Source organism: Bacillus sp. RC240, assembly GCF_044907945.1.
GTDB lineage: Bacteria > Bacillota > Bacilli > Bacillales > Bacillaceae_G > Bacillus_A > Bacillus_A mycoides.
Genome location: NZ_JBIYCT010000013.1, coordinates 89,286 through 113,982 on the forward strand (window position 1 = coordinate 89,286; position 24,697 = coordinate 113,982).

17 protein-coding genes, 22 tRNA genes, 1 rRNA gene and 2 pseudogenes are annotated in these 24,697 nt (G+C 39.3%); 7 read left to right on the forward strand and 35 right to left on the reverse strand.

Annotated elements, in window-relative coordinates; genetic code table 11:
- Positions 1-78: 78 nt before the first annotated feature.
- From menB to ABH955_RS26490, 4 genes are all read right to left on the reverse strand, one after another.
- Positions 79-897, reverse strand: a complete 819-nt coding sequence (gene menB, locus ABH955_RS26475) for a 1,4-dihydroxy-2-naphthoyl-CoA synthase (RefSeq protein WP_002089233.1) — start codon at positions 895-897, stop codon at positions 79-81.
- Between the two features lie 68 nt (positions 898-965).
- A complete protein-coding gene (gene menH, locus ABH955_RS26480; RefSeq protein WP_002129651.1) occupies positions 966-1,778 on the reverse strand; it encodes a 2-succinyl-6-hydroxy-2,4-cyclohexadiene-1-carboxylate synthase in 813 nt (270 codons plus the stop codon).
- Positions 1,775-3,529, reverse strand: a complete 1,755-nt coding sequence (menD, locus tag ABH955_RS26485) for a 2-succinyl-5-enolpyruvyl-6-hydroxy-3-cyclohexene-1-carboxylic-acid synthase (protein WP_404457755.1) — start codon at positions 3,527-3,529, stop codon at positions 1,775-1,777. Before menD ends, menH begins: the two co-directional genes overlap by 4 nt.
- Complete coding sequence (locus ABH955_RS26490) at positions 3,526-4,920, reverse strand: isochorismate synthase (RefSeq protein ID WP_404457758.1); 1,395 nt, start codon at positions 4,918-4,920, stop codon at positions 3,526-3,528. Before ABH955_RS26490 ends, menD begins: the two co-directional genes overlap by 4 nt.
- A gap of 193 nt (positions 4,921-5,113) precedes the next feature.
- On the opposite strand from ABH955_RS26490, the gene ABH955_RS26495 reads away from it, so the two are divergent.
- Together ABH955_RS26495 and ABH955_RS26500 are read left to right on the forward strand one after the other, a co-directional pair.
- The gene (locus ABH955_RS26495) at positions 5,114-6,067 is read left to right on the forward strand and encodes a 1,4-dihydroxy-2-naphthoate polyprenyltransferase (RefSeq protein WP_002015811.1); all 954 of its coding nucleotides are present in this window, start codon (positions 5,114-5,116) and stop codon (positions 6,065-6,067) included.
- Between the two features lie 124 nt (positions 6,068-6,191).
- Positions 6,192-6,923 (forward strand): yteA family sporulation protein, encoded by a 732-nt coding sequence (locus ABH955_RS26500; protein ID WP_219301108.1) that lies wholly within the window; start codon positions 6,192-6,194, stop codon positions 6,921-6,923.
- A gap of 43 nt (positions 6,924-6,966) precedes the next feature.
- Here the strand turns inward: ABH955_RS26500 and cspD are convergent, their stop codons facing one another.
- Positions 6,967-7,167, reverse strand: a complete 201-nt coding sequence (gene cspD, locus ABH955_RS26505) for a cold-shock protein CspD (protein ID WP_001193051.1) — start codon at positions 7,165-7,167, stop codon at positions 6,967-6,969.
- A gap of 321 nt (positions 7,168-7,488) precedes the next feature.
- Here cspD and ABH955_RS26510 point away from each other — a divergent pair, with 321 nt between their 5' ends.
- Positions 7,489-8,271 (forward strand): TIGR00266 family protein, encoded by a 783-nt coding sequence (locus tag ABH955_RS26510; RefSeq protein ID WP_002015806.1) that lies wholly within the window; start codon positions 7,489-7,491, stop codon positions 8,269-8,271.
- A gap of 23 nt (positions 8,272-8,294) precedes the next feature.
- Here ABH955_RS26510 and ABH955_RS26515 read toward each other — a convergent pair whose 3' ends face one another.
- Entirely contained in the window at positions 8,295-9,065 is a 771-nt protein-coding gene (locus ABH955_RS26515; protein ID WP_404457761.1) for a MerR family transcriptional regulator, read from the reverse strand.
- A 142-nt stretch (positions 9,066-9,207) separates the two neighbouring features.
- Between ABH955_RS26515 and ABH955_RS26520 the strand changes: the two genes are divergently transcribed.
- Positions 9,208-9,930: a lipase family protein gene (locus tag ABH955_RS26520; protein WP_002138843.1), complete on the forward strand. Its 723-nt coding sequence runs from the start codon at positions 9,208-9,210 to the stop codon at positions 9,928-9,930.
- A 319-nt stretch (positions 9,931-10,249) separates the two neighbouring features.
- Here the strand turns inward: ABH955_RS26520 and glgP are convergent, their stop codons facing one another.
- From glgP to glgB, 5 genes are all read right to left on the reverse strand, one after another.
- Positions 10,250-12,658 carry a glycogen phosphorylase gene (gene glgP, locus ABH955_RS26525; RefSeq protein WP_404457764.1) on the reverse strand — a complete coding sequence of 803 codons (2,409 nt, stop codon included), beginning with the start codon at positions 12,656-12,658 and terminating at the stop codon, positions 10,250-10,252.
- Between the two features lie 18 nt (positions 12,659-12,676).
- Complete coding sequence (gene glgA / locus ABH955_RS26530; protein WP_404491851.1) at positions 12,677-14,107, reverse strand: glycogen synthase GlgA; 1,431 nt, start codon at positions 14,105-14,107, stop codon at positions 12,677-12,679.
- A 135-nt stretch (positions 14,108-14,242) separates the two neighbouring features.
- Positions 14,243-15,277 carry a glucose-1-phosphate adenylyltransferase subunit GlgD gene (gene glgD, locus ABH955_RS26535; RefSeq protein WP_002138850.1) on the reverse strand — a complete coding sequence of 345 codons (1,035 nt, stop codon included), beginning with the start codon at positions 15,275-15,277 and terminating at the stop codon, positions 14,243-14,245.
- Between the two features lie 18 nt (positions 15,278-15,295).
- Positions 15,296-16,426, reverse strand: coding sequence for a glucose-1-phosphate adenylyltransferase (gene glgC / locus ABH955_RS26540; RefSeq protein ID WP_404448449.1), 1,131 nt, complete (start codon positions 16,424-16,426; stop codon positions 15,296-15,298).
- The gene (glgB, locus tag ABH955_RS26545; protein WP_404491852.1) at positions 16,374-18,311 is read right to left on the reverse strand and encodes a 1,4-alpha-glucan branching protein GlgB; all 1,938 of its coding nucleotides are present in this window, start codon (positions 18,309-18,311) and stop codon (positions 16,374-16,376) included. Before glgB ends, glgC begins: the two co-directional genes overlap by 53 nt.
- 471 nt (positions 18,312-18,782) lie before the next feature.
- On the opposite strand from glgB, the pseudogene ABH955_RS26550 reads away from it, so the two are divergent.
- Positions 18,783-18,905 (forward strand): annotated as a pseudogene (locus ABH955_RS26550) (TasA family protein); the annotation flags it as partial.
- Positions 18,896-19,249, forward strand: a pseudogene (locus ABH955_RS26555) (dockerin type I domain-containing protein); the annotation flags it as partial. The pseudogenes ABH955_RS26550 and ABH955_RS26555, both read left to right, overlap by 10 nt.
- Positions 19,250-19,572: 323 nt before the next feature.
- Here ABH955_RS26555 and ABH955_RS26560 read toward each other — a convergent pair.
- A complete protein-coding gene (locus tag ABH955_RS26560) occupies positions 19,573-20,517 on the reverse strand; it encodes an L-lactate dehydrogenase (RefSeq protein ID WP_002129674.1) in 945 nt (314 codons plus the stop codon).
- A gap of 684 nt (positions 20,518-21,201) precedes the next feature.
- On the opposite strand from ABH955_RS26560, the gene ABH955_RS26565 reads away from it, so the two are divergent.
- Positions 21,202-22,248, forward strand: a complete 1,047-nt coding sequence (locus ABH955_RS26565; RefSeq protein ID WP_404457776.1) for an FUSC family protein — start codon at positions 21,202-21,204, stop codon at positions 22,246-22,248.
- 180 nt (positions 22,249-22,428) lie between these two features.
- On the opposite strand, the gene ABH955_RS26570 is transcribed toward ABH955_RS26565, so the two are convergent.
- The 23 genes from ABH955_RS26570 to rrf form a co-directional block, all read right to left on the reverse strand.
- Positions 22,429-22,500, reverse strand: a tRNA-Glu gene (locus ABH955_RS26570).
- Positions 22,501-22,506: 6 nt separating this feature from the next.
- Positions 22,507-22,597: transfer RNA gene (locus tag ABH955_RS26575), tRNA-Ser, on the reverse strand.
- 6 nt (positions 22,598-22,603) lie between these two features.
- Positions 22,604-22,678 (reverse strand) — tRNA-Asn (locus ABH955_RS26580).
- 7 nt (positions 22,679-22,685) lie between these two features.
- Positions 22,686-22,762, reverse strand: a tRNA-Ile gene (locus ABH955_RS26585).
- 6 nt (positions 22,763-22,768) lie between these two features.
- Positions 22,769-22,839: transfer RNA gene (locus ABH955_RS26590), tRNA-Gly, on the reverse strand.
- A 13-nt stretch (positions 22,840-22,852) separates the two neighbouring features.
- Positions 22,853-22,928, reverse strand: a tRNA-Lys gene (locus ABH955_RS26595).
- Between the two features lie 10 nt (positions 22,929-22,938).
- Positions 22,939-23,014: transfer RNA gene (locus ABH955_RS26600), tRNA-Thr, on the reverse strand.
- A 14-nt stretch (positions 23,015-23,028) separates the two neighbouring features.
- Positions 23,029-23,104, reverse strand: a tRNA-Phe gene (locus ABH955_RS26605).
- 14 nt (positions 23,105-23,118) lie between these two features.
- Positions 23,119-23,194: transfer RNA gene (locus ABH955_RS26610), tRNA-Asp, on the reverse strand.
- Positions 23,195-23,197: 3 nt separating this feature from the next.
- A tRNA-Met gene (locus ABH955_RS26615) sits at positions 23,198-23,274 on the reverse strand.
- A gap of 27 nt (positions 23,275-23,301) precedes the next feature.
- A tRNA-Ser gene (locus tag ABH955_RS26620) sits at positions 23,302-23,394 on the reverse strand.
- Positions 23,395-23,411: 17 nt separating this feature from the next.
- Positions 23,412-23,488: transfer RNA gene (locus ABH955_RS26625), tRNA-Ile, on the reverse strand.
- Between the two features lie 4 nt (positions 23,489-23,492).
- A tRNA-Met gene (locus ABH955_RS26630) sits at positions 23,493-23,569 on the reverse strand.
- A 20-nt stretch (positions 23,570-23,589) separates the two neighbouring features.
- A tRNA-Ala gene (locus ABH955_RS26635) sits at positions 23,590-23,662 on the reverse strand.
- 14 nt (positions 23,663-23,676) lie between these two features.
- A tRNA-Pro gene (locus ABH955_RS26640) sits at positions 23,677-23,750 on the reverse strand.
- Between the two features lie 11 nt (positions 23,751-23,761).
- A tRNA-Arg gene (locus ABH955_RS26645) sits at positions 23,762-23,835 on the reverse strand.
- Between the two features lie 3 nt (positions 23,836-23,838).
- Positions 23,839-23,927: transfer RNA gene (locus tag ABH955_RS26650), tRNA-Leu, on the reverse strand.
- 16 nt (positions 23,928-23,943) lie between these two features.
- Positions 23,944-24,018 (reverse strand) — tRNA-Gly (locus ABH955_RS26655).
- A 29-nt stretch (positions 24,019-24,047) separates the two neighbouring features.
- Positions 24,048-24,128: transfer RNA gene (locus ABH955_RS26660), tRNA-Leu, on the reverse strand.
- 24 nt (positions 24,129-24,152) lie between these two features.
- Positions 24,153-24,228: transfer RNA gene (locus ABH955_RS26665), tRNA-His, on the reverse strand.
- Positions 24,229-24,238: 10 nt separating this feature from the next.
- Positions 24,239-24,314 (reverse strand) — tRNA-Thr (locus ABH955_RS26670).
- Between the two features lie 4 nt (positions 24,315-24,318).
- A tRNA-Val gene (locus tag ABH955_RS26675) sits at positions 24,319-24,394 on the reverse strand.
- Positions 24,395-24,399: 5 nt separating this feature from the next.
- Positions 24,400-24,515: ribosomal RNA gene (rrf, locus tag ABH955_RS26680) — 5S ribosomal RNA — on the reverse strand.
- Between the last annotated feature and the right edge of the window lie 182 nt (positions 24,516-24,697).

Here is a 24,697-nt window from a genome sequence, read left to right on the forward strand (position 1 = left end):
ACGAGGCAAAAAGCGCCTCTTTGTCAGAAGTTCCATCCCCCTCACATTCTAAACGAGCCGCTTCCGCTTTTGGTTTGATCACGGGAAACGAGGGAATTGACCGAAGTCCGGAGTGCGTTTTTCTTTGAACGCGTCGCGGCCTTCTTTTGCTTCGTCAGTTGTGTAGTACAATAACGTTGCGTCTCCAGCTAGTTGTTGAATACCAGCTAAACCGTCTGTGTCTGCGTTGAATGCAGCTTTTAGGAAACGAAGTGCCATTGGGCTGTTTGCTAAAATTTCTTGTGACCATTGTACTGTTTCTGCTTCAAGTTCTTCTAATGGTACTACTGTGTTTACTAAGCCCATATCAAGTGCTTCTTGTGCACTATATTGACGGCATAGGTACCAAATTTCACGAGCTTTCTTATGGCCTACCATACGAGCTAAATAACCAGCTCCGTATCCACCGTCAAAGCTTCCTACTTTAGGACCTGTTTGCCCGAATACAGCGTTGTCTGCAGCGATTGTTAAGTCACATACGATATGAAGTACGTGTCCACCACCGATTGCATAACCTGCTACCATTGCGATAACCGGTTTAGGGATTGCGCGAATTAGACGTTGTAAGTCTAATACGTTTAAACGTGGGATTTGGTCGTCACCTACATAGCCACCATGACCGCGAACTTTTTGGTCGCCGCCAGAACAGAATGCACGTCCACCTTCACCTGTTAAAATGATAACGCCAACATTTGCATCATCACGAGCGTGTGCAAAAGCATTGATTAACTCCATTACCGTTTTAGGACGGAATGCATTATGTACTTCAGGGCGGTTAATCGAAATCTTTGCGATGCCATTGTATGTTGAATAAATAATATCTTCGTAATTGCCTTCTTTTACCCATTCAATAGTCATTACTATTACCTCCTTTTATATTTCTGATCTCCGCTATAAGTGCAACTTCCTTCTTGCTGAAAAAAGTATCACTGCATAGTTTTTAGAAATCCCTTTACTATTGTATCAAACTTTTCCGGTTGTTCCACATGAATTGCATGGCCAGCCCCATCAATTTTGACAAATTTCGCATGAGGGATGCATTTTTCGATGTTTTTTAATAGGCGAAAGAACTTTTCATCGCTTTCTCCATTCAGTAAAAGGACAGGCATTTTTAGGTTTTGCAATTCGTTCCACCATGAAGGTTGAGCCCCTGTTCCCATGCCACGAAGACTATTTGCAAGTCCTTTTGGATTATTAGCAAGTCGTTCTTTTCGCACCGCTTCTTTTACGTTTTGCACTAAACGTTTTTGCGTTTCAAATAGCGGAATATTTTCCCACATCGATACAAAACTTCGGATGCCTTCTTGCTCAATTTTATCGGCAAGTCGTTCATCTTTTTCCTTGCGTTCTTTTCGCTCCTTTGCACTCTCAAGTCCAGCTGTACAGTTTTCTAAAAGAAGCGAACGCACATATTCTGGATATAAGCATGCCATCGTAATCGCAAGTCTACCACCCATTGAATAGCCAAGTATGTGCGCATTTTCAATATGAAGATGATCCAGTAGTTCTTTCATTTGCAGTGCCACATTTTGAATATCATAATGCATCACATCTTCAGGACTTTCCGTTTTCCCGTGTCCAACAATGTCTACTAGAATGACTTGAAACTGCTCGCTCCAAGAAGGAATAAAGGAACCCCACGTTTCCATGCTTCCCGTAAAACCATGAAGAAGTAGAAGTGGTTCCCCGCTTCCGGCTACTTCATATTCATACGATACACCTTGCAATGTTACTTTCATTTTGATTCACCTTGCAAAGATGTAGTAATAACGTCCATTGTTTTTGCCCATAGTTCACGATGTAATTTCAAGTTTTCTTCGCGATTCGTACAAATTTCCACGACGTGTAATCCATTCGTTTTCGTTCCAGTTTGTACTTCTTCTCGGAAGTTTTCCCAACCATTTACACGGCTAAATGAACCACCATACATTTTGACAACATGTTCATAGTCAAGCCCAATTGGTGTTCCAAATAATGATTCGAAATGTTCCTTTTTCTCGTATTGTGGTAAGAATGAGAAAATACCTCCACCATCATTATTTACAACAACAATCGTTATATTTAACTCATGTAGTTTCGCGGCTAATAGTCCGTTTAAATCGTGATAAAATGATAAATCACCGATTACTAATACGAGCGGATCACAAATAATACTCGCTCCTAAAGCTGTTGAAATGATTCCATCAATACCATTTACACCGCGGTTCGCCATTACTTGAATGTTTTTATCCGATGTGAAGAAAAATGAATCGGTATCGCGAATTGGCATACTATTACTCGCAAATAACGTTGCCCCTTCTGGTAATACACTTACAATATCCGTAATTACTTTTCCTTCAAATGCCGTTTCATATGTTTCCATCTCACGAAGCGTTTCTCTCGTTTTCTCGTTTATTTGTTTCCACATTCCGAACCAATCATTCTTTTTCATAACTGGCATTTTCTCTAGTAATGCTCTGCAAAATTCACTGTCACTAGCTTGTACAACTTCTGTCGCAACTAGAGCTGGATCTCTCCATTGTCCAGATTCATCGACAACGATATGAACAGCTTTCGTTTGTTTTTTGATGAACTGCGTTAATGCTTTAGAGACAGGCATTCCTCCGAAACGAATTAAAACATTCGGCTTCCACGTTTCTTTTAACAATTCATTTCGTAAAAATGTATCGTAACAATCTATAACCATCGTTTTATCATGATTACCACTACGGAGGTTAGAAAGTGGATCTGCTAAAATTGGATACCCTGTTTTCTCAGCTACTTTCATAACAACTTCTGTTATTTCTGGATGACTGCCGTCTCCACAAATAATAAGCCCCTTTTCCATATGTGAAAGGCGCCCTACAAGAGAATCTACATATTCACTCGGCATCGTCACGTTCCCTTGCTGAACTACTCCTGTATATTCACCACGCCCTTTATCCCATAAACTTTCTAATGAGAAATCCGGTATAAGCGGCTCGCGAACTGGAAAATTAAGATGAACAGGTCCTTGCGGCGCTAGAAGTGCGCTTGCTATCGTACGCTGCGTCGTCATACGGGCGTAATGATACATTGCTTCACTCGCTTCAGGAAGTGCCATCTCTGTAAATTGCTTCACAAAAGTACCGTATAAATTAAATTGATTCATCGCCTGTGGTGCACCCACATCTCTTAATTCATGCGGTCTATCCGCTGTTAATACGATAAGCGGCACTCGTGAATGAAACGCTTCACATACAGCTGGATAATAGTTCGCTGCTGCCGTCCCTGACGTACATAATAGTGCAACAGGACGTTTTTTTGCTTTCGCAATACCGAGCGCAAAAAATCCTGCTGATCTTTCGTCTACATGTAAATATGTTTTCATTCCGTCATGTTGTTCCATTAGTAAGGCAATCGGCGTTGACCGTGACCCAGGACTAATGACAACATCACATACATTTAGACGCGTCAGTTCGTCCACGAATGCGCCTAAATAGTATGATAATGCTTCTATATGATTGTTCATTTCATTAATTCCTCCAAAGCACCAAGCATCGGTCTAAACTTCAAACTTGTTTCTTCATATTCAAGCTGAGCTACTGAATCAATTACGATACCACAGCCGGCAAATAAGGATGCCTTCTCGCCATTTAATAATCCACAGCGAAGTGCAACCGCAAATTCACCATTTCCTTCATCATCTATAAAGCCAATTGGTGCACCATATAACCCTCTATCTAAAAGCTCTACATCACGGATTAATTTCAACGCCTCATGACGAGGTGTACCACCAAGAGCTGGTGTTGGATGTAATTCTTCTACCATCGTTAAAAGACTTGCATCACCTTTTGCTTCTACTGGCGTATATAAATGGATTAAATTTTTCGTCGTTAATAAGCCTGGGCTCTCCGGAATATTAACAGATTCACAATGCTCACTTAGCACACCTCGAATCATGTTAACTACATAACCGTGTTCAGCCAAATTCTTTTCATCATGAAGAAGCGTCTCACCATTTTGTTTACTTTCTTCTATAGAATTGCCATGACCAATTGAACCAGCAAGGCACATCGATGTAAACTTCTCGCCTTCTTTTCGAATCAATCGCTCAGGTGTCGCCCCTAAGAAGCATGCTCCTTTATAATCAAAAGAAAATACGTAACAATCCGGTTGCCCAATGCGAAGCGCTTCTAAAACAAGAACGGAATCAATATGCTGATCCATCGTTAATTTTAGCTCCCTTGCTAATACAACCTTCTGCACGTTCCCTTGCTTCATTTCATGCTGCACTTTTCCAATCGCATTCATCCAGCCCTTCGGATCAACTTCTACTTTAGAAGTAACTGTTAATTTTGACCCTACTAGTGCACATTTACTCTCTTGTAAAATTCTCTCTTCTACAGAAATAATTTCGTTATAAAGAGTTTCTGCACAATCTTCAGCTGAAACGAACTGATTAATCGTTAACCACGCCTTTTCATTTTTTACAGTTAATAAAAATGCTGGTAGTGAAAATGTGGTATCATCAAATTCTTTCCAAAGATTCGTTTTTTCTTTTTCTTGGTCAAATGAAAATCCACCAAATAAAAGAGGACCTGTTCCAAATTCGTATCCTTCTCTTTGTACGAATGCTTTCTCTTTTACTTTATCCCACTCGTCACGAGCAGTTTGAAAGCGTTTGTGAGAAGAATTTGCTATAGTGAAAACAGAGCCAATTCCAGCAAATATTACATGCTGAGCTGGGTCTGCAAAATAACATCTATTTTCGAATGCGATCCTTTTTCCTGCTGCATAAAACAGAAGTGGATCCACCCAATCTATTTGTTTTACAAAACTAACTAATGTTTTTTCATCAGTCGCACGCTTAATAGCTGTAACAAGAACTTCTTGTAAGCCTTTTCGTTTCGTTTGAATCACAATTGTCTCCCCCCTATGGGCGAAAAATAGTCATAATTACGCTTGATTTTAAGATACACCTCAAAGGAAAGGCCTGTCAACGTTTAGCATTTCTGAGAAATTCACCTTCTCTTCCTAGAAAATAAACGTTGACACTAAATGATGCTTTTTCTACACTTAATTGTGTACAATATGTGACCAAGGAGGATTCAACATGGAAATGAACGTCGAAACGAATTCCTCTCCTACGGCGCCAAAGCCAAGTAAACAAACAGGCTGGCGAATTTGGTGGAGTTTATTACGTCCCCATACATTAACAGCAGCTTTCGTTCCTGTTTTCATCGGAACAGCTTTTGCAATGCAGGTCGGAGGTATAAATCAAATACATCTTCCTCTTTTCTTTATGATGCTTCTTGCTTGCCTTCTCATTCAAGCAGCAACGAACATGTTTAATGAATACTTTGATTATAAAAGAGGACTCGATCATGAAGGTTCAGTTGGAATCGGCGGTGCTATCGTCCGCGATGGCATTAAACCAAAAACCGTTCTTAACTTAGCATTCGGATTTTTAGGCATCGCAACGCTATTAGGTGTTTATATTTGTATGAACTCTAGCTGGTGGCTTGCTGCAATCGGTCTTGTTTGTATGGCCGTTGCTTACCTTTACACCGGTGGCCCTATTCCAATTGCGTACACACCATTTGGAGAGCTAACAGCAGGATTATTTATGGGTGTCATTATTATTGGTATTTCATTCTTTATCCAAACAGGGGCAGTAACATCAGAAGTGATTTTATTATCTATTCCAAGCTCCATTTTAATTGGTGCAATTTTACTATCTAACAATATTCGTGATTTAGATGGTGATAAAGAAAATGGTCGTAAAACGTTAGCAATTCTCGTTGGACGCGAAAGAGCCGTTGGTGTACTTGCTTCTATGTTTATCGTTGCCTACATTTGGACAATCGCTTTAATCATCGTTAACATCGTATCACCATGGATGCTTATCGTATTCTTAAGTGTACCGAAAGCATTTAAAGCGACGAAAGGCTTTATCGGCAAAAGCATTCCAATGGAAATGGTACCTGCGATGATTTCAACAGCAAAAACAAATACAATTTTCGGTCTCCTAATGGGAATCGGATTATTGCTTGGATACTTCCTATAGAAAGGAGCTGCTTATGCGGCTCCTTTTTTCATATACCGACTTCCCGGCTGAAATTCACCTCATAATTCCTACTCTCAACGCTCATACTATGTAAAGAAACTGAATTGTAGGAAGGTGGACGACTATGTTAACTCCACAACAAATAAATCAATTTAAATCTATTCTAGAAAAACAACAGCAAGAAGTTGAACAAACGATACAAAATCATGAAGATGAAAACCGTGCATCTGAACGTGATTCAGTAGGAGAATTATCTAGCTATGACAACCATCCAGGTGATATGGCTACAGAATTGTACGAACGTGAGAAAGATTTCGGACTCATCGAATTTTGGCATAAACAGTTAGAAGATACGAAACATGCTCTGCAAAAAATTGAAGCTGGTACGTACGGAATTTGCGAAGTGTCTGGTGAGGAAATTCCATTTGAAAGATTAGAAGCAATGCCAACTGCTACAACGTGTATTCAGCACACTACAAATAAATTAGATATGAAGACGCGCCCAGTTGAAGAAGAGGTGCTAGATCCTTCGTTTCATAAGCACGACGAAGATCATTCTGTAGAGTACGATGCTGAAGATGCTTGGCAAGACGTCGCAAATTACGGAACATCAGAAACACCATCCGATTTAGAAAGACAGGATTCAAAAAACTATAATGGCATGTACGTAAATAGTGAAGAAAATGTTGGGTATGTAGAGGATTTCGAAAACTTTATTGGAACAGATATGTATGGAAAAAACCCACAAGTTTTCGCAACAGAAGAACATGAAGAATATGAACAATTGCTTGATGACTTTGAAGAACGCACCTTTAAAGGTGAATTATCTTCAGATGAGTCTGGTTCTAAAGCATAAAAAAAGCATTCCGAAATTCGGAATGCTTTTTTTCGCTAGCTAATTAGTTTTTTGTAACGTTAGCTGCTTGTGGTCCGCGGTTTCCATCAACGATTTCGAAAGAAACTTCTTGACCTTCTTCTAAAGTTTTGAAGCCGTCGCCTTGAATAGCTGAGAAATGTACGAATACGTCTTCTCCGCCTTCAACTTCGATGAAGCCAAAACCTTTTTCGCCGTTAAACCATTTAACTTTACCTGTTTGCATGTCATGTACCTCCTAAATAAAAATGAAACTATGAATCCACATGAAAAGGTGGATATAAAGGACATGAATGTATAACAAGCTTACAGCCTTTAATACAACGTGCTTTATTTCCGTACCACATTATGTAGCTCAATAGTGTTTTCACTATATCATGCTATATCAAAAACGTCAAATGAGAACACTTTCGTCCCATCGTTTTTTATAATTCTAGTATAACCTTAAATTTTCATTCTATTTTTATTCAAAAATTAATAAAACTACAGTATTCTAATTCCTTTGATTTCTGTACAATATAATTACTACATATGATGAGGTGAAAAAATGCAAGCACATGAAATCGAGTATAAATTATATGGCGATGATATGCAGTTTGTTGAAATTGAATTGGATCCAGAAGAAAGCGTTGTCGCAGAGGCTGGCGCAATGATGATGATGGAAGATCATATCGAAATGGAAACGATTTTCGGTGATGGTTCTGGACCATCTAATGGTCTATTCGGTAAATTAATGGGCGCAGGTAAACGTCTCGTTACAGGTGAAAGTATGTTTATGACTGTATTTACAAATACAGGTCATGGCAAACGACACGTATCATTCGCCGCTCCTTATCCTGGAAAAATTATTCCTGTTGATTTAACAGAATATCAAGGAAAAGTAGTCTGCCAAAAAGATGCATTTCTTTGTGCCGCAAAAGGTGTTTCTATCGGAATTGAGTTTACTAAAAAAATAGGAACTGGCTTCTTCGGTGGTGAAGGTTTCATCATGCAGAAACTTGAAGGTGATGGTCTAGCTTTCATGCATGCAGGCGGAACTGTATATAAGCGTGAATTAAAACCTGGTGAGAAACTTCGCATTGATACAGGTTGTCTCGTTGCAATGACGAAAGATGTTAACTACGATGTTCAATTCGTTGGAAAAGTAAAAACAGCTCTATTTGGCGGCGAAGGTTTATTCTTCGCAACGCTAGAAGGTCCTGGAACGGTTTGGATTCAGTCCTTAACACTTAGCCGCTTAGCAGCACGTCTTACAAGCCCAGCAGCTCAAAACAGCGGTGAAGGTAGCGTTTTAGGCGGACTTGGTCGTTTATTAGATGGAAAAGAGTAAGAAGTGCCCTTATAGGGCACTTTTTATTTAGGTGGACTATACAAACCATTTTGGATCATAAAGTATTTCATCGCTTCATTAAGCCACGCCTCTTCTTCTTCCGTATAAGGAGAAGGCATCATATTATTATATTGTTCTTCTACATTCTCTAATTTACCTAGAGAATACATTGTCTCTTCACCGACATACTTAAGAGTCGCTTTCATATGTTCATCAACCAATTTTTGCACTTCTGAATCCTCAATTTGTCTTCCAAATAACCTTTTCACTTCTTTTGCTAAACGCATAAACTCTTTATCAAGTGCTATGTCCTCTTCTTCCGGCTTATTATATAATCCATCAGCCACTTCTTTTGGTACATATTCTTCAAGCCATAAACGCTGTTCGTTTTCTTTTTGGATACTATTAATTAAGCTCATTAATATATTACTATCTACCTCTTCATCTTCCTCAAGGTATACCATTGTTCGTTCAATCGCCTTTATCGAAACTTCAAGTTGTTTTTTCTTTTCTTCAAAGGCTACTCTTTGATTTTGTAATGTTTCTTTTAAGCTTATATTCAAACTTTTCACATTGAGCATGACACGAATTTCTTCTAAACTATATCCTAATACTTTAAGACTCACTATTTTTTGGAGCGCTAATATATCTCTATCTTTATATACACGGTGTCCTGAACTTATATTTTTTTCAGGTTTAAGCAGGCCAAGTTCATCGTAATATTGTAGTGTCCGTATTGATATACCTGTTCTCTTTGAAAACTCACCAATTGAATAGCCTTCCTTTTTTCTCACCCTACACTCCTCCTAACAATATGTTTACAAAAATCATACTTCCTCACGTAACTGTAGGTTCAAGCCTTTTTTCAAAAAAGAATGAATCAAGTCCCTCACTGCATATATTGAACTATACCTTTTCTTAAGGAGGGCTTGCTTGATGCGTACTCCTTTATCCTTTGATAAAGATACTGCCATATTGTTAGCATCTTGCTGCGATCTAACGTATGAACAATATAAACAAAATGGGATTTTTGAAATACCTGATGGATTCCAATATGTACAAGGCTTTCAAGGAAAAGCGATTCAAACGATGGAATGGTTTGGGTTCATATTAGAATCTGAAGATACGATTATTGTAGCTTTTAGGGGCACACAAACAGATACAGATTGGATTATCGATTCACTCGTCAACCAAAGACCATACCCATACGCTTTAAATAGCGGAAATGTTCATAACGGCTTTCTTTCAATTTATGAATCTTGCCGGGATTCTATTATGGATATGCTCGTGTCATTACCAGCCCATAAGAAACTTCTTGCAACAGGTCATAGCTTAGGCGGTGCACTCGCTACACTACACATACTAGATGCACGTATAAATACTGCCTTCGCACAGTACGGTCTTTATACCTTTGCCTCTCCAAAAGTTGGAGATATCGCCTTTCGAAATTATTATAAACTGCAAGTAGCTAGTAGCTTTCGTTTTGTCAATTTATTCGATGTCGTTCCTCTTCTCCCTCCAAGAAATGTCCATTTTAATGATAAAGACTGGGAATATGCACACGTCCATCACAACATGACATTTACGAAAAATACAAAATCCATTACGAATAATCATTCCATTACAACATACAAAACATGTCTGACCTCTCATTTTTAACCAGTAAACATTTGGAAAATAAATATTTATATACTATAATAATCTATGAAATTACTTTCGGATGAGGGGACCTTACATGCTAAAATTTTTCTTTGCACTTTTTCTTATAATAATTTTTTCGTTTACAGGTTTCTTTACATTTTCATACTTTGCGACAGGGGAATATGACGGAACGGCTATAATATATACCGCTATCCCATTTCTTTCTTAAGCAACATAAGTAAAACGAGCTTAATCTCATTAAGCTCGTTTTATTTTTCTAAGCAAGTGTATCCCTGTTTTAAAAATAAATAAAAGCCCCTTCAACAGGGGCTTTCATCTAAAATAGTTTAACAGTATTACCAATACCCCAAATTTCATTACTGTACTGCAAAATTGTTCGATCACTCGCAAAATGCCCAGATTGTGCAATGTTCAAAATCGACATTTCCAGCCATTTCTCCCTATTTTCATAGGTCCTTCCGACAGCTTCTTGCCTTTCTGCATATGGACCAAAATCTCGCAAAACGAAGTATTCATCATTTTGAATTACAAGTGAATCATAAATCGCTTCAAATTCAGCTCCCGACTGTGCAAAGAAACCATTCGTTAACTGATCTACTACTTTTTTAATATGCATATTGTGGTGATAATAATCACTTGCACGATATCCACCGTTTTGGTAGTAATGAAGGACCTCATCCGCCGTTAAGCCAAAAATGAAGCAGGCATCATCACCGACCCGGTCTTTTATTTCAATATTAGCTCCATCTAACGTTCCGAGTGTAATTGCACCATTCATCATGAATTTCATGTTACCTGTTCCCGATGCTTCTTTACTCGCAGTTGAAATTTGTTCACTTACATCTGCCGCTGGGAATATATCTTCCGCTAAAGAAACTCGGTAGTTTTCTAGAAAGATAACTTTCATAAATTGACTTACGTACGGATCGGTATTTACTTTTCTTGCAAGCTCATTTATTAATTTAATAATTTTCTTCGCATAATAATAGCCAGGTGATGCTTTCGCTCCAAAAATAAAAGTACGCGGGTAAAATGAAAAACTAGTATCCTCTTTTAAACGGTTATACAAATACAAAATATGAAGAACATTTAATAACTGTCGTTTATAGGCATGCAACCTTTTCACTTGCACATCAAAAATAGAATTTGGATCAATAGTGATCCCCATTTTATTATGAATGCTCTCCGCTAAAATAATCTTACGCTCTTGTTTTACCCCTGCAAGCTTTTCTTGAAAACTAGTATCATGTATGAAGTTTTGCAGTGCTTGCAGCTTAATTGGCTCTTTCTTCCATTCTTCACCAATCGCTTCTGAAATAAGATTCGTCAGCTGCGGATTCGCCTTCATTAGCCAGCGCCTATGAGCAATTCCATTCGTTTTATTATTAAACTTATCTGGATAAAATTCATAGAACAATCGCATTTCACGCTGCTTTAAAATTTCTGTATGAATTTTCGCCACACCGTTAACGCTATGGCTACCAACAATCGCTAAATGAGCCATTTTTACAAGGTCATGCGCAATAATGGCCATGTCCTCAATACGCTTCCAATCGTACGAATAACGGTCCCAAAGCTCATGACAGAAACGTTCATTAATTTCTTCAATAATCATATAAATTCTCGGTAATAACGGTTTAAAAATGCGAATTGGCCATTTCTCAAGCGCTTCTGATAACGTCGTATGATTCGTATAGGAAATCGTCTGCGTTGTTATGTGCCAAGCCTCTTCCCATGTCAATTTTTCTTCGTCTAATAAAATACGCATAAGTTCTGGAATTGCTAGAACCGGATGTGTATCGTTTATATGAATCGCGATTTTTTCATGTAACTGACGAAGACTACCGTGTCTCTCCCTATGCATACGAACGATATTTTGCAAACTTGCTGATACGAGGAAATACTGTTGTTTTAAACGAAGTATTTTCCCCTCATCATGCGTATCATCTGGATATAAAAACTCCGATACGGCCTCTGTTTCACGCTTATATTTCAAAATATCTTTACAATTTTGCGGGAAAGGAACTGGCTCCGCATTCCAAAGTCGAAGCGTATTTACAGTACTCGTTTCATACCCTACAACTGGAACGTCATATGGTACTGCCATAATAACTTCTGCATTTGTATGCCTGAACTCTAAACGTCCATCAATTTCTAGTGGTTCAACGTTTCCAAAATAACTTACTTCTACGGCTTGGTCATACCTTCTTACTTCCCAAACGTTTTCATGAAGAAGCCACTGTTCTGGAAATTCTACTTGATAGCCATCAACAATTTTTTGATCAAACAGACCATGCTTATAACGAATACCACAGCCATGTCCTGGTAAGTTTAAAGAAGCGAGTGAATCGAGGAAACAGGCTGCTAAACGTCCAAGTCCGCCGTTACCAAGGCCAGCATCTGCTTCAATCTCTTCTAACTCGTGCAAAGAAATTCCAAGTTCAAAAAGTCCTTTTTCACATACATCTCGAATGCCTAAATTTAATATGTTACTGCCTAGTAAACGCCCAAGTAAAAATTCAATGGATAAATAATACATTTGTTTTTGATCTCCAGAACGATAACTTTCATTCGTTGCAATCCATTGACTATTCATATACTCACGTACCATATGACCGAGCGTATTATACTGATCACGAGTTGTAGAATCTTTGAAACTTTTCCCATACATCGTTTCTAATTTTTCTAGAAAAGCGGATTTGAAGCTTTCAACATGAGTAAACATTTTTTCACCACCTCAATGTTATTCCATGAGACTTTTATACAATTTCTTGTATGCAAGAGCAGATTTCCCCCAGCTATAATCTTCAGTCATCGCTTGCTTTACAAGCTTATCCCATACCGGTTTATCTTGATAAAACTCAATTGCACGAAGAATCGTATGTAACATGTCATGCGCATTAAAATTCGTAAAGCTAAAGCCATTCCCAATTCCAGTGTCCTCATCGTAAGAATGTACAGTATCATTTAATCCGCCTGTTTCTCTTACAATTGGAATCGTGCCATATGCTAGCGCAATAAGTTGTCCAAGTCCACACGGTTCAAACAGCGATGGCATTAAAAACAAATCGCTTCCCGCGTACACTTGGTGCGCTAACGCTTCATTAAACCCAATATATACTTTTACCTTTTCTGGATACTCGTATGCCATCCATTCAAAGAACTGCTCGTATTCAGAATCGCCTGACCCCAAAATAATACATTGTACATCTTCTTCCATTATTTCACGGAATACAGTACGTACTAGATCAAGCCCCTTTTGCTTCGTTAATCGTGTTACCATCGAAATAACTGGTGTATCTTCTTTTTCTGGTAAACCAAAATAACGCTGCAATGCGCGTTTATTTTCACTCTTTTCCTCTAATGACTCTGCACTATACTGAGCCATAATATATGGATCTGTTTCTGGATTATATACACTCGTATCAATTCCATTTACAATGCCACTAAGCTTATCGTTATGCTTTCGTAGCAATCCATCTAACTTCTCACCGAAAAACTCATATTGAATCTCTTCTTTATATGTCGGGCTAACCGCTGTAATTTGGTCAGATGCGATAATACCGCCTTTCATAAAGTTCACGTTTCCATAAAACTCAAGCTGTTCACTATGAAAATATTCATGACCAAGCTCCAGTAAGTCGTACATCACTTCAGGAGGAAATACACCTTGGAACTGCAAGTTATGAATCGTATATACCGTTTTAATATGCTCATATAACGGGTTATCTTGATACTTTTCACGAAGTAAGAAATTAACCATAGCTGTATGCCAATCATGGCTATGAAGAACATCTACTTCGAAATCAAGATGCGGAATACACTCTAAAACTGCTTTTGAAAAATAAGAAAAACGCTCCCCATCATCATAATGGCCATATAGAGAATCTCTCTTAAAATAATATTCATTATCTATTAAGTAATACGTAATCCCGTCCTGCTCACCTTTTAAAATCCCGCAATATTGATTTCTCCATCCAAGAGGAACGTTAATTACTTTATGAAGCGTACATCCTTCTCTTAACTCTTTCGGGATAAGACTGTAGTTTGGAAGTATAATGCGAACATTCACTCCTAATTTTTTTAATTCTTTTGGAAGCGCTCCTGCTACATCAGCTAGACCTCCGGATTTAATAAACGGTACACATTCTGATACTGCAAATAAAATATTCACCTGTTGTTCCACTGCACGAAAAGCGTATACATCATAAATCGCTCCTCTTACAGCTTCCTCCCTTCAAGTTTTCATATAGAGTAAAACCTTAATTAGTGGGGGTTTTAAATCCCCCACTAATTATGCACCTGCTATTTACGAATAACTATTGATTGTACTATTTTGTACACTACCTTTTTCTACAACATATGGCTTATCAGCACTTCCTTTTAACACTACGCCGTCGCCAAGTTTCACATCTTTATCAATAATAACACCGTCTATTATACAATTATCTCCAATTTGGCTCTTTTGCATAATAATACTATTACGTACAATTGAACCTTTTCCAATTTTAACAGAACGGGCGACAACACTATTTTCCACTTCCCCTTCAATAATACTGCCGTTTGCAACCATTGTATTTTTCACTACTGCACCCTTCATATAACGAGTTGGTGGCTCATCTTTTACTTTCGTAAAGATCGGTGCTTCTTTCTTAAATAATTGCTTCCAAATAGAAGGCTGCAAAATTTCTAGACTATGTTTATAGTAACTTTCAATCGAATCAATAATAGCTACATACCCTGTATGCTCATACGTAGCAATATGCAGTGATTCCCCTCGCTTTTCTCTCACTACATCAAATAAACTGTATTGCTCCACATCTTTATATGTCTCAAATAAGTCTAGCAATAATTGTTTCTTTAACACATATGTTTGAAGCGAAACCCCTTCATGACAAACTTCAGTAATATCTGCAGACGTATGTATATGTCGCTCTAACACCGCTTGAAAGTTTAACGCTGTTACAAGATGGCTATTCGTAATAACAACATATTCTTCTCTGCTTCTTAGAAAATAATCAATATGTCTTCTAAAATGTGCAAAAGATCCAAATTCGTCATGATCACATTGGCAGTTCGGTGGGAATAAAAACAGGCCATCACGCTTTCTATCTAAATCCCACTGTTTTCCTGAACCGACATGATCCATTAAAGAACGATTTTTATGACTTGTAAAAACCGCCACGCTATGAATATTAGAATTCACCATATTTGAAAGCATGAAATCAATGAGTCGGTAACGGCCTCCAAACGGTAACGCCGCTAATGAACGATGCCCTGTTACTTTCTTTAAGGAAGGAAAACTTCCCGTTGCATTAATAATCCCTAACATTTTTTCTCCCATTCATTTCATCCCCCTTTTCTATTTTCCTTCAGCAATTAGTACTACATCGTCAACATTTTTTTCTGGGCGAATTATTGTCCCATCTTCAATAACCATTTCTGATCCAACAATCGCTCTTTCAATCACAACGTTTTTACCAATCTTTGCCCCAGGCATAACGACGGAATCGATTACCATACTACCTTCTTCTACCGTTACTCCTTGGAATAAAACAGAATGCTTCACGTCCCCTTCAATGACGCATCCTTCATTAATAAGTGACTCTTCTACTTTTGCCTGCTGTGCAATATATTGAGGTGGCTCATTTGGATTCACAGAATAAATGCGCCAATTACGATCGTTCAAGTTCAACGATGTTTCATCACGAAGTAAATCCATATTCGCTTCCCATAAGCTTTTCACCGTTCCAACATCTTTCCAATATCCTTCAAATGGATACGCCATCAACTTCTTCCCTTCATCTAATAAAAGCGGAAGTACATCTTTTCCGAAGTCATTACTAGATTCAGGATTTCTCGCATCCATCTCTAAATATTCTTTTAAAATAGCCCAGTTAAAAATATAAATTCCCATTGATGCAAGATTACTTCTTGGAAATTGCGGTTTCTCCTCAAATTCAACAACTTCCATCTCTTCATTTGTATTCATGATGCCAAAGCGACTTGCTTCATCCCAAGGCACTTCAATAACAGAAATTGAAACGTCCGCTTCTTTCTCAACATGATAATCTAGCATTTTACTGTAATCCATTTTATAAATATGGTCACCAGATAAAATAAGAACATATTCTGGTTCATACTGACTTAAATAGTTTAAGTTTTGATAAATAGCACTTGCCGTACCTGTATACCACTTCACACCTGAAGACTCCGCATAAGGAGGTAACACAGTGACTCCACCGTTTACACGATCAAGATCCCAAGCATTTCCGATTCCAATATAATTATGAAGTTCTAACGGTTGATATTGTGTTAAAATCCCCACCGTTTCAATACCGGAGTTTGCACAGTTACTTAACGTAAAATCAATAATGCGATATTTACCACCAAATGGAACAGCTGGCTTGGCTAAATTTTTTGTTAATGCACTTAAACGACTACCTTTTCCCCCTGCTAGTAACATTGCTACGCACTTTTGTTTTTGAGCCATCTTGTTTTTTGCTCCCCTTTCTCGTCTTCACTGGTCGTAATATGGATACGCCAAATGGTGGAATTGTAATTTCTACATGTGCCGCTTGATTATGATATGGCTCTAGAATCGTCTTGAGACGTTTCTTATTAACTTGCCCCGATCCGCCATATTGCGCCGAGTCACTGTTTAAAATTTCGTTATAGTACTCGAAATCTGGTACACCTACTTTATAGTTTTCATATGTAGCTTTCGTAAAATTACATACGACAACTAACGCATCTTCCTGCTTATCCCCTTGGCGGATAAACGAGAAAATACTTTGCTCATTATTATTAGCATCAATCCACTGAAATCCTTCAGGAGAGTGATCTAACTGCCAAAGTGGTTTTGAGCGCTTATACAATGCTATGAGCTCTTTAAAGTAATCATGCATATTACGATGCATTTCAAAATCATGTAAATTCCAATCTAAATCTTCAAGGTCTTTCCACTCATCAAATTGCCCGAATTCTCCACCCATAAAGAGTAATTTCTTACCTGGATGAGTAAAGAAATATCCATATAATAAACGAAGCTGAGCAAACTTATCCCAGTAATCTCCCGGCATTTTATTTAATAACGACTTTTTCCCATGAACGACTTCATCATGAGAAAGCGGCAATATGAAGTTTTCAGAGTGAGCATATATTAAAGAAAATGTCATTTTCTCATGAATGTATTTCCGGTACTCTGGCGCACATTCCATATATTTCAGCACGTCATTCATCCAACCCATATTCCATTTATAATTGAATCCAAGTCCACCCTCGTATGTTGGAGCTGTTACAAGTGGCCAAGCTGTTGAATCTTCCGCTGTCATAAGAAACTCTTCATCTTCTGCAAACACGGCTTCATTTAACTCTCGTAAGAAAGAAACGGCGTGTTCATTGCTTTGCTCTTTTCCTTCTTTATTCCAGTACAGCATATTCGCAACTGCATCTACTCTGAACCCATCAATATGGAAATACCTCATCCAAAATAACGCATTTGAAATTAAGAAATTACGTACTTCCCTCTTTCCTAAATCAAAATTAACAGTTCCCCATACCTGGTTTTCTTGTACATCTATATCTTTATATTCATAAGTCGGTGTCCCATCAAACAAATATAAACCGTGAGCATCTTTACAAAAATGCCCCGGCACCCAATCTAAAATGACACCGATTCCATATTTATGACATTCATCGACAAAATACATCAAATCATGTGGCGTGCCGAATCTACTTGTCGCTGCATAATATCCTGTTCCTTGATATCCCCAAGAACGATCATATGGATGCTCAACAAGCGGCATAATTTCAATATGTGTAAATTGATGTTCCACCACATACGGAATGAGCTCCTCGGCCATTTCTCTGTAAGAATACAGAGCGCCATCTTCTTTCTTTTTCCAAGAACCGAAATGTAATTCATAAACTGTCATCGCTTCTTTATAAATCGATTTTTTCTTTCTCTTACGAATCCAGTTTTTATCATTCCATTCATATCCCTCTATATCAAAAACTACAGATGCCGTATTTGGTCTTACTTCTGCATATACAGCGTAAGGATCTGCTTTTAAAATAACGGCATCGTCCATCGTTTCAATCGCATACTTGTATATCTCATTCTCTTCAATATGCGGTACAAACAAGGACCAAATCCCCTCTTCTGTCACTTGTAGCATCTTATGTTGCTCATAATCCCATTCATTAAAATTCCCAACAACACTCATTGCTTTCGCATGAGGAGCCCATACTGTGAATCGTACACCTCGCATCCCATCTTCCGTCACAATATGTGCCCCAAAGATGTTATAACTGTCATAGTACTTTTCTGTATGAAACTCATCTCGTTTCACTTCTTCACAATTTATTACATCCAATATGTTCACCTCACTAAGATGACAGAATTTTTTTACTCTTTATCATTTCTGCGAAAAACTGAAATATCCTTGTTATTTTTTAAAAAATATTCGTTTTTTTCTTTAATTCCGCTTAAAATATTCAAATTTACTGTGTAAAATATCGAATTTTGACGAATATTCATTGCAAACGCTTCATTTCCTACTAGTCTTTCATCCTATTATTTATTTCTCAACCTTTATTTCATAAGATTTATCCTATTTTACTCGCTATTTATCACTTAAAATCGTAACAAAATAATCTGTCATAAAAAAATGTTTCTCAACATTTTTTGTCACAATTTTATTGAAATGGAAAATTCATAAGCATATACTTGTTCTCAATAAAGAACGTTGAACCTCCGCAAATATAATTCATACTGAAACACTATGTTTACTCTATCGATGCTCCAGGCGAAAGTTTGATAAAAATTAAATTAGGGGGGCTTTCTTATGTCATTGAAACAAAAAGTAGGAATGGGAGTTGTCACTGCATCACTAGGCTTATCACTTACATTTGGCGGTGTATTCGCCTATTTCAGTGATTCTGAAACATCGGGTAATTCATTTCAAGCCGCCTAACAACGAAATTAGGTACTGAAAAAGATGGTAAGCTGCTTGGCCAGTATTATTACGCACGAACTGATGAAAACCTTGCAGGTGATGTAAATGGAGATAAAGTAATTGACATTAAAGATGCTGAAATTATCGCTAGCAACTATGGTAAAAAAGGACTATCTGTGAAAGACGGCGACCTTAACAAAGATGGCATTGTCGACGAAAAAGATATTCGTTTCGTTGAAAAGAACTTCTTGAAAAAAGGACCGGATGCATCTAAATCACAAACACCTGTTGAAAAATCAAAAAGCGGTACACTGGCAAATATTTTAAAGAAATTAGGATTAACACCTAAAAAATGATAAAGTGAAACTTTAATCAGTGGGGGTTTTGTTCATCCACCACTGATTATTAGTTGAACAAATCGGGCTTTTACGGGCAGTTGATCCCCCACCTAACTTCTTTGCTTTCGCTGCATTTTGAGGTGGGGGTCTTACTGCCCGTTAATGCGGGATAATAAAGAGCACTCTATATAAAGTAGAGTGCTCTTTTCTATAAACGACCCTTATCCAGCAAAAGGGGTATATTGGGGATATACAAGGGAAACCGGAAAAGGAATTTATATTAATTTATATTAACTCAGAGGTAGGAAGCAGTTTCCCGCCTCTGAATTATTTAGCAATTATTATAGTACTGGTGCCATTGTTTCTTTTAATACTTTTACAGAATGAGCGAATTTCGCTTTTTCTTCTTCATTTAGCTCAAGTTCTACGATTTCACGTACACCTTCGCGGTTAATAACAGCTGGAACACCTACGAAAGCATCTTTCTCACCATATTGACCTTCAAGGTATGCCGATACAGTTAATACGCTGTTCTCGTTGCTTAAGATTGCTTTAGTTACACGAAGTAGTGACATACCGATTCCGTAGTAAGTTGCGCCTTTACGCTCAATAATGTGGTAAGCTGCATCGCGTACATTTTCAAAGATTTTATCTAAATCTTCTTGGTTATACTGTTCGTTGTTCGCTAAGATTGTTTCTAGTTTTTGTACACCTACAGTAGCGTGGCTCCATACTGGAAGTTCAGTGTCACCGTGCTCACCAACGATGTAAGCATGAACGTTACGTGGATCTACATCTAAGTAGTCACCTAACATGTAACGGAAACGAGCAGAGTCTAAAGTAGTACCAGAACCGATTACGCGCTCTTTCGGTAAACCAGATTCTTTCCAAGTTACGTAAGTTAAAATATCAACTGGGTTAGTTGCGATTAAGAAGATTCCATCGAATCCGCTATCCATAATACCGCGAACGATTTGTTTAAAGATCTTTGTATTTTTCTCAACTAAGTCTAAACGAGTTTCGCCTGGCTTTTGTGGTAATCCAGCAGTGATAACTACTAAATCTGCATCTTTACAATCTGCATAGCTACCGCTCCAAACTTTTGTTGGTGCTGGAGAGAATGGTACCGCATGGCTTAAGTCCATTGCTTCTCCTTCTGCTTTTGCTTCATTAACATCTACTAGTACGAATTCTTCAGCTACACCTTGGTTGATCATTGAGTAAGCGTAACTACAACCTACAGCTCCTGTTCCTACTAATACTACGCGATTGATACCTTTTTTCATGTTAATTTCCCCTTTCAATTGTTTACATCTATTTTTTATTATTGTTTAAGTAATTAATTAAAATACTAATTTAATGTTGTTTAACTTCTTTACATACATATTGTAGCACGGATTATTGTGAATTCCTTCACAAATTATGACCTATTTGTGAACTTTTTCACATAGAGTGTAAAGTTGTTAGAATGCGGGTGAAATCCATCTCAATGGAGGCGTTTTCTTTAGATTGTGAAAGGTTTTTTCTTAAAGTTTTCTTGGTAAGTGAAATTATATCGAACACAACTTTGGTTATATCGACGTTTCGACAAGAATAGCTTCTTCTATCTATATTATTTATCCCGCTATTTGTGGGTAGTAAGACTCCCACCTCAAAATTTGGCTGGAGCGAAGAAGTTAGCCTTCACATAATTCTCATCATTTAACTTTTGTAAATCCGCAGCAATACTTTTAGAGGTTTTTATAAGGGGTCACCATACATTGCCATCAACTTAAGAAATTGGTATTTCCCCATATCGAAAAAAATGAGCTGAATTATTATAAATAACTCTGGAAAGATAAAATTTTCATTTTGGGGATACTTCAAAATATTAGCCTGATGGACATAGGTATCACCACATGTCCATGGATTAAAGAAAGAGCCTATTATTAAACTGTACCCTACTCTTTGGGTCGGAAGAGGTGCTATAGATGAATGTAAAGACATATAGGGCTCAAGTGTTTTCTTGGTCTAAGGAGGCCAAGGTAGAAATAGTAGAACTCATTTCCGCCGGCATAGGTATGGCCGGACCCGTTCTGTTCGCCACAGTTCTAGGCTATCCCGCTCTTGGTTTTGCTGCATCGGTCGGCAGTTTGGCAGTCAGTAGCGTGAAAGTCGGTTCGAGTTTTATAAATCACGGGAAAAGGTTGGCATCAGCGCTGATATCAGTAGTGCTCGCTGCGATTGCTGCTGTTCTCTCTTTCGGACATGGCTATCTGACATTTGGAGTCTTGATCCTGCTGGTAAGCCTTGCTGCGTTAATTGGCGGATATAGTCGTGCCTTGGCGGTGGCAACAACACGCTTTGTCGTATTCCTGATTATCATCCTCAATATGGTCGACCAGACGGAGTACCGGATGGAACTAATTTTTTCAATCTTAGCAGGGGCGATTTGGACCGTCAGTATCAGCTTGGTGCTAGGCATCTGGGTACACCGTTGTTTTAAATCATCGCTGGATGGAGCTGTGAAAGGGCCAACATCGAAAAAAATCATTCTATGGTGGAACTCTCTTGCACACCTATCCAGTTGGCAATTCCCAATCAGGCTCGCATTATGTCTAGGTATAGCTGAGGGATTGCGAATACTTTGGCCCGAGCACCACTTCTATTGGATTGCAATTACCGTAGCAATCCTTACTCAGCGGAAAATAGAACTCTTTCCAATCAAAACAACACAACGAGTGCTTGGTACAGTAATCGGCGTGATTGTTGCGAGCTTGCTTCTCGCAACTAGTCTACCAATTTTGGGGTTAGTTATAAGTATCGGGCTATTCGCAGGTGCTCGACCTCTTCTAAAGGTTCGAAATTATCTTGTATACTCTGCAACCATGATCCCGCTCATTATTTTGATCATGGAAGCCGGCAAGCCGTTCCAGTCTATCATTCTGTTCGACCGTGTATTTGCAACCCTTATCGGTGCAGTCATCGTGATTGCAGTGAACTTGATATTCAGTAGAGCGATGGCGAAATCAGTGTAAAGGTGGTTATCTAGCGAAAGATGCTTTAACATTTTAGGTATCTTTTCCAGTAGAACACCCCCCCTATAATGACCTTTTCATACTCCATCTTTTATAAAAAAAGCAGACTACTAAAAGTTCGCTTTAGATAACATATATACAACAAAAAAGAGATAGCAGATTATGCTATCTCTTTTAGTATGACCCGTACGGGATTCGAACCCGTGTTACCGCCGTGAAAGGGCGGTGTCTTAACCACTTGACCAACGGGCCAAAATCTGGCAGAGAAGAAGGGATTCGAACCCTCGCACCGCGTTCGCGATCTACTCCCTTAGCAGGGGAGCCCCTTGAGCCACTTGGGTACTTCTCTATAATATGGCTCCGCAGGTAGGACTCGAACCTACGACCGATCGGTTAACAGCCGATAGCTCTACCACTGAGCTACTGCGGAATAATTATGGTGGGCCTAAATGGACTCGAACCATCGACCTCACGCTTATCAGGCGTGCGCTCTAACCAGCTGAGCTATAGGCCCATAAAAAGCGGGTGAAGAGAATCGAACTCTCGACCAGAGCTTGGAAGGCTCTTGTTTTACCACTAAACTACACCCGCATTAAATTAAAAATGGTGAGCCATGAAGGATTCGAACCTTCGACCCTCTGATTAAAAGTCAGATGCTCTACCAACTGAGCTAATGGCTCATTTTGAAAGTGGTGCCGGCTAGAGGACTTGAACCCCCAACCTACTGATTACAAGTCAGTTGCTCTACCAATTGAGCTAAGCCGGCTTGCGATTTCAAAATGGTGGCTCGGGACGGAATCGAACCGCCGACACGAGGATTTTCAGTCCTCTGCTCTACCGACTGAGCTACCGAGCCTTTATGTAAAAAAATGGCGGTCCCGACCGGGGTCGAACCGGCGATCTCCTGCGTGACAGGCAGGCATGTTAACCACTACACCACGGGACCATTTGGTTGCGGGGACAGGATTTGAACCTGCGACCTTCGGGTTATGAGCCCGACGAGCTACCGTACTGCTCCACCCCGCGATGATATAATATTTAATTTAGAAAAAATGGAGGAGGTAGAGGGATTCGAACCCCCGCGCGACTCTCGCCGCCTGTCGGTTTTCAAGACCGATCCCTTCAGCCGAACTTGGGTATACCTCCGAGATATGAACTTTGAGTGGTGGACCTTGTAGGACTCGAACCTACGACCGGACGGTTATGAGCCGTCTGCTCTAACCAGCTGAGCTAAAGGTCCTTTATGGTAGCGGCGGAGGGGATCGAACCCCCGACCTCACGGGTATGAACCGTACGCTCTAGCCAGCTGAGCTACACCGCCATAAGTTATATTCAAATAAGTGGAGCCTAGCGGGATCGAACCGCTGACCTCCTGCGTGCAAGGCAGGCGCTCTCCCAGCTGAGCTAAGGCCCCATATTTTGAAAATATCGGGAAGACAGGATTTGAACCTGCGACCCCCTGGTCCCAAACCAGGTGCTCTACCAAGCTGAGCCACTTCCCGTTAATAAAAAACGCGCCCGAGAGGAGTCGAACCCCTAACCTCTTGATCCGTAGTCAAACGCTCTATCCAATTGAGCTACGGGCGCATATGGTGCCGAGGGCGGGGGTCGAACCCGCACGGTGGTCACCCACCGCAGGATTTTAAGTCCTGTGCGTCTGCCTGTTCCGCCACCCCGGCATGTCATACTGAAAATTGGAGCGGAAGACGGGATTCGAACCCGCGACCCCAACCTTGGCAAGGTTGTATTCTACCACTGAACTACTTCCGCAAGACATGTTTGAGTTATTTTATTAAAAGTGCGGGTGAAGGGAGTCGAACCCCCACGCCAAAGGCGCTAGATCCTAAGTCTAGTGCGTCTGCCAATTCCGCCACACCCGCATGTTATAATTTAAAAAGAAAAAATGGGGCGACTGATGGGAATTGAACCCACGAGTGCCGGAGCCACAATCCGGTGCGTTAACCACTTCGCCACAACCGCCATGATTTTCTGGTGCCGACTAGAGGACTTGAACCCCCAACCTACTGATTACAAGTCAGTTGCTCTACCAATTGAGCTAAGTCGGCTAAATGGTGGAGGATGACGGGATCGAACCGCCGACCCCCTGCTTGTAAGGCAGGTGCTCTCCCAGCTGAGCTAATCCTCCGAATTGCCTGGCAACGTCCTACTCTCACAGGGACAAGGTCCCAACTACCATCGGCGCTAGAGAGCTTAACTTCCGTGTTCGGTATGGGAACGGGTGTGACCTCTCTGCCATCATTACCAGACTGTATTCATTTAAGACAAGAATTATCATAACTTATTCGACATTTAAAGTCAATAAGTTTTTTATATTCTTTCAAAACTAGATAACATTGCTTCATATTATATGGTTAAGTCCTCGATCTATTAGTATTCGTCAGCTCCACATGTCACCATGCTTCCACCTCGAACCTATCAACCTGATCAT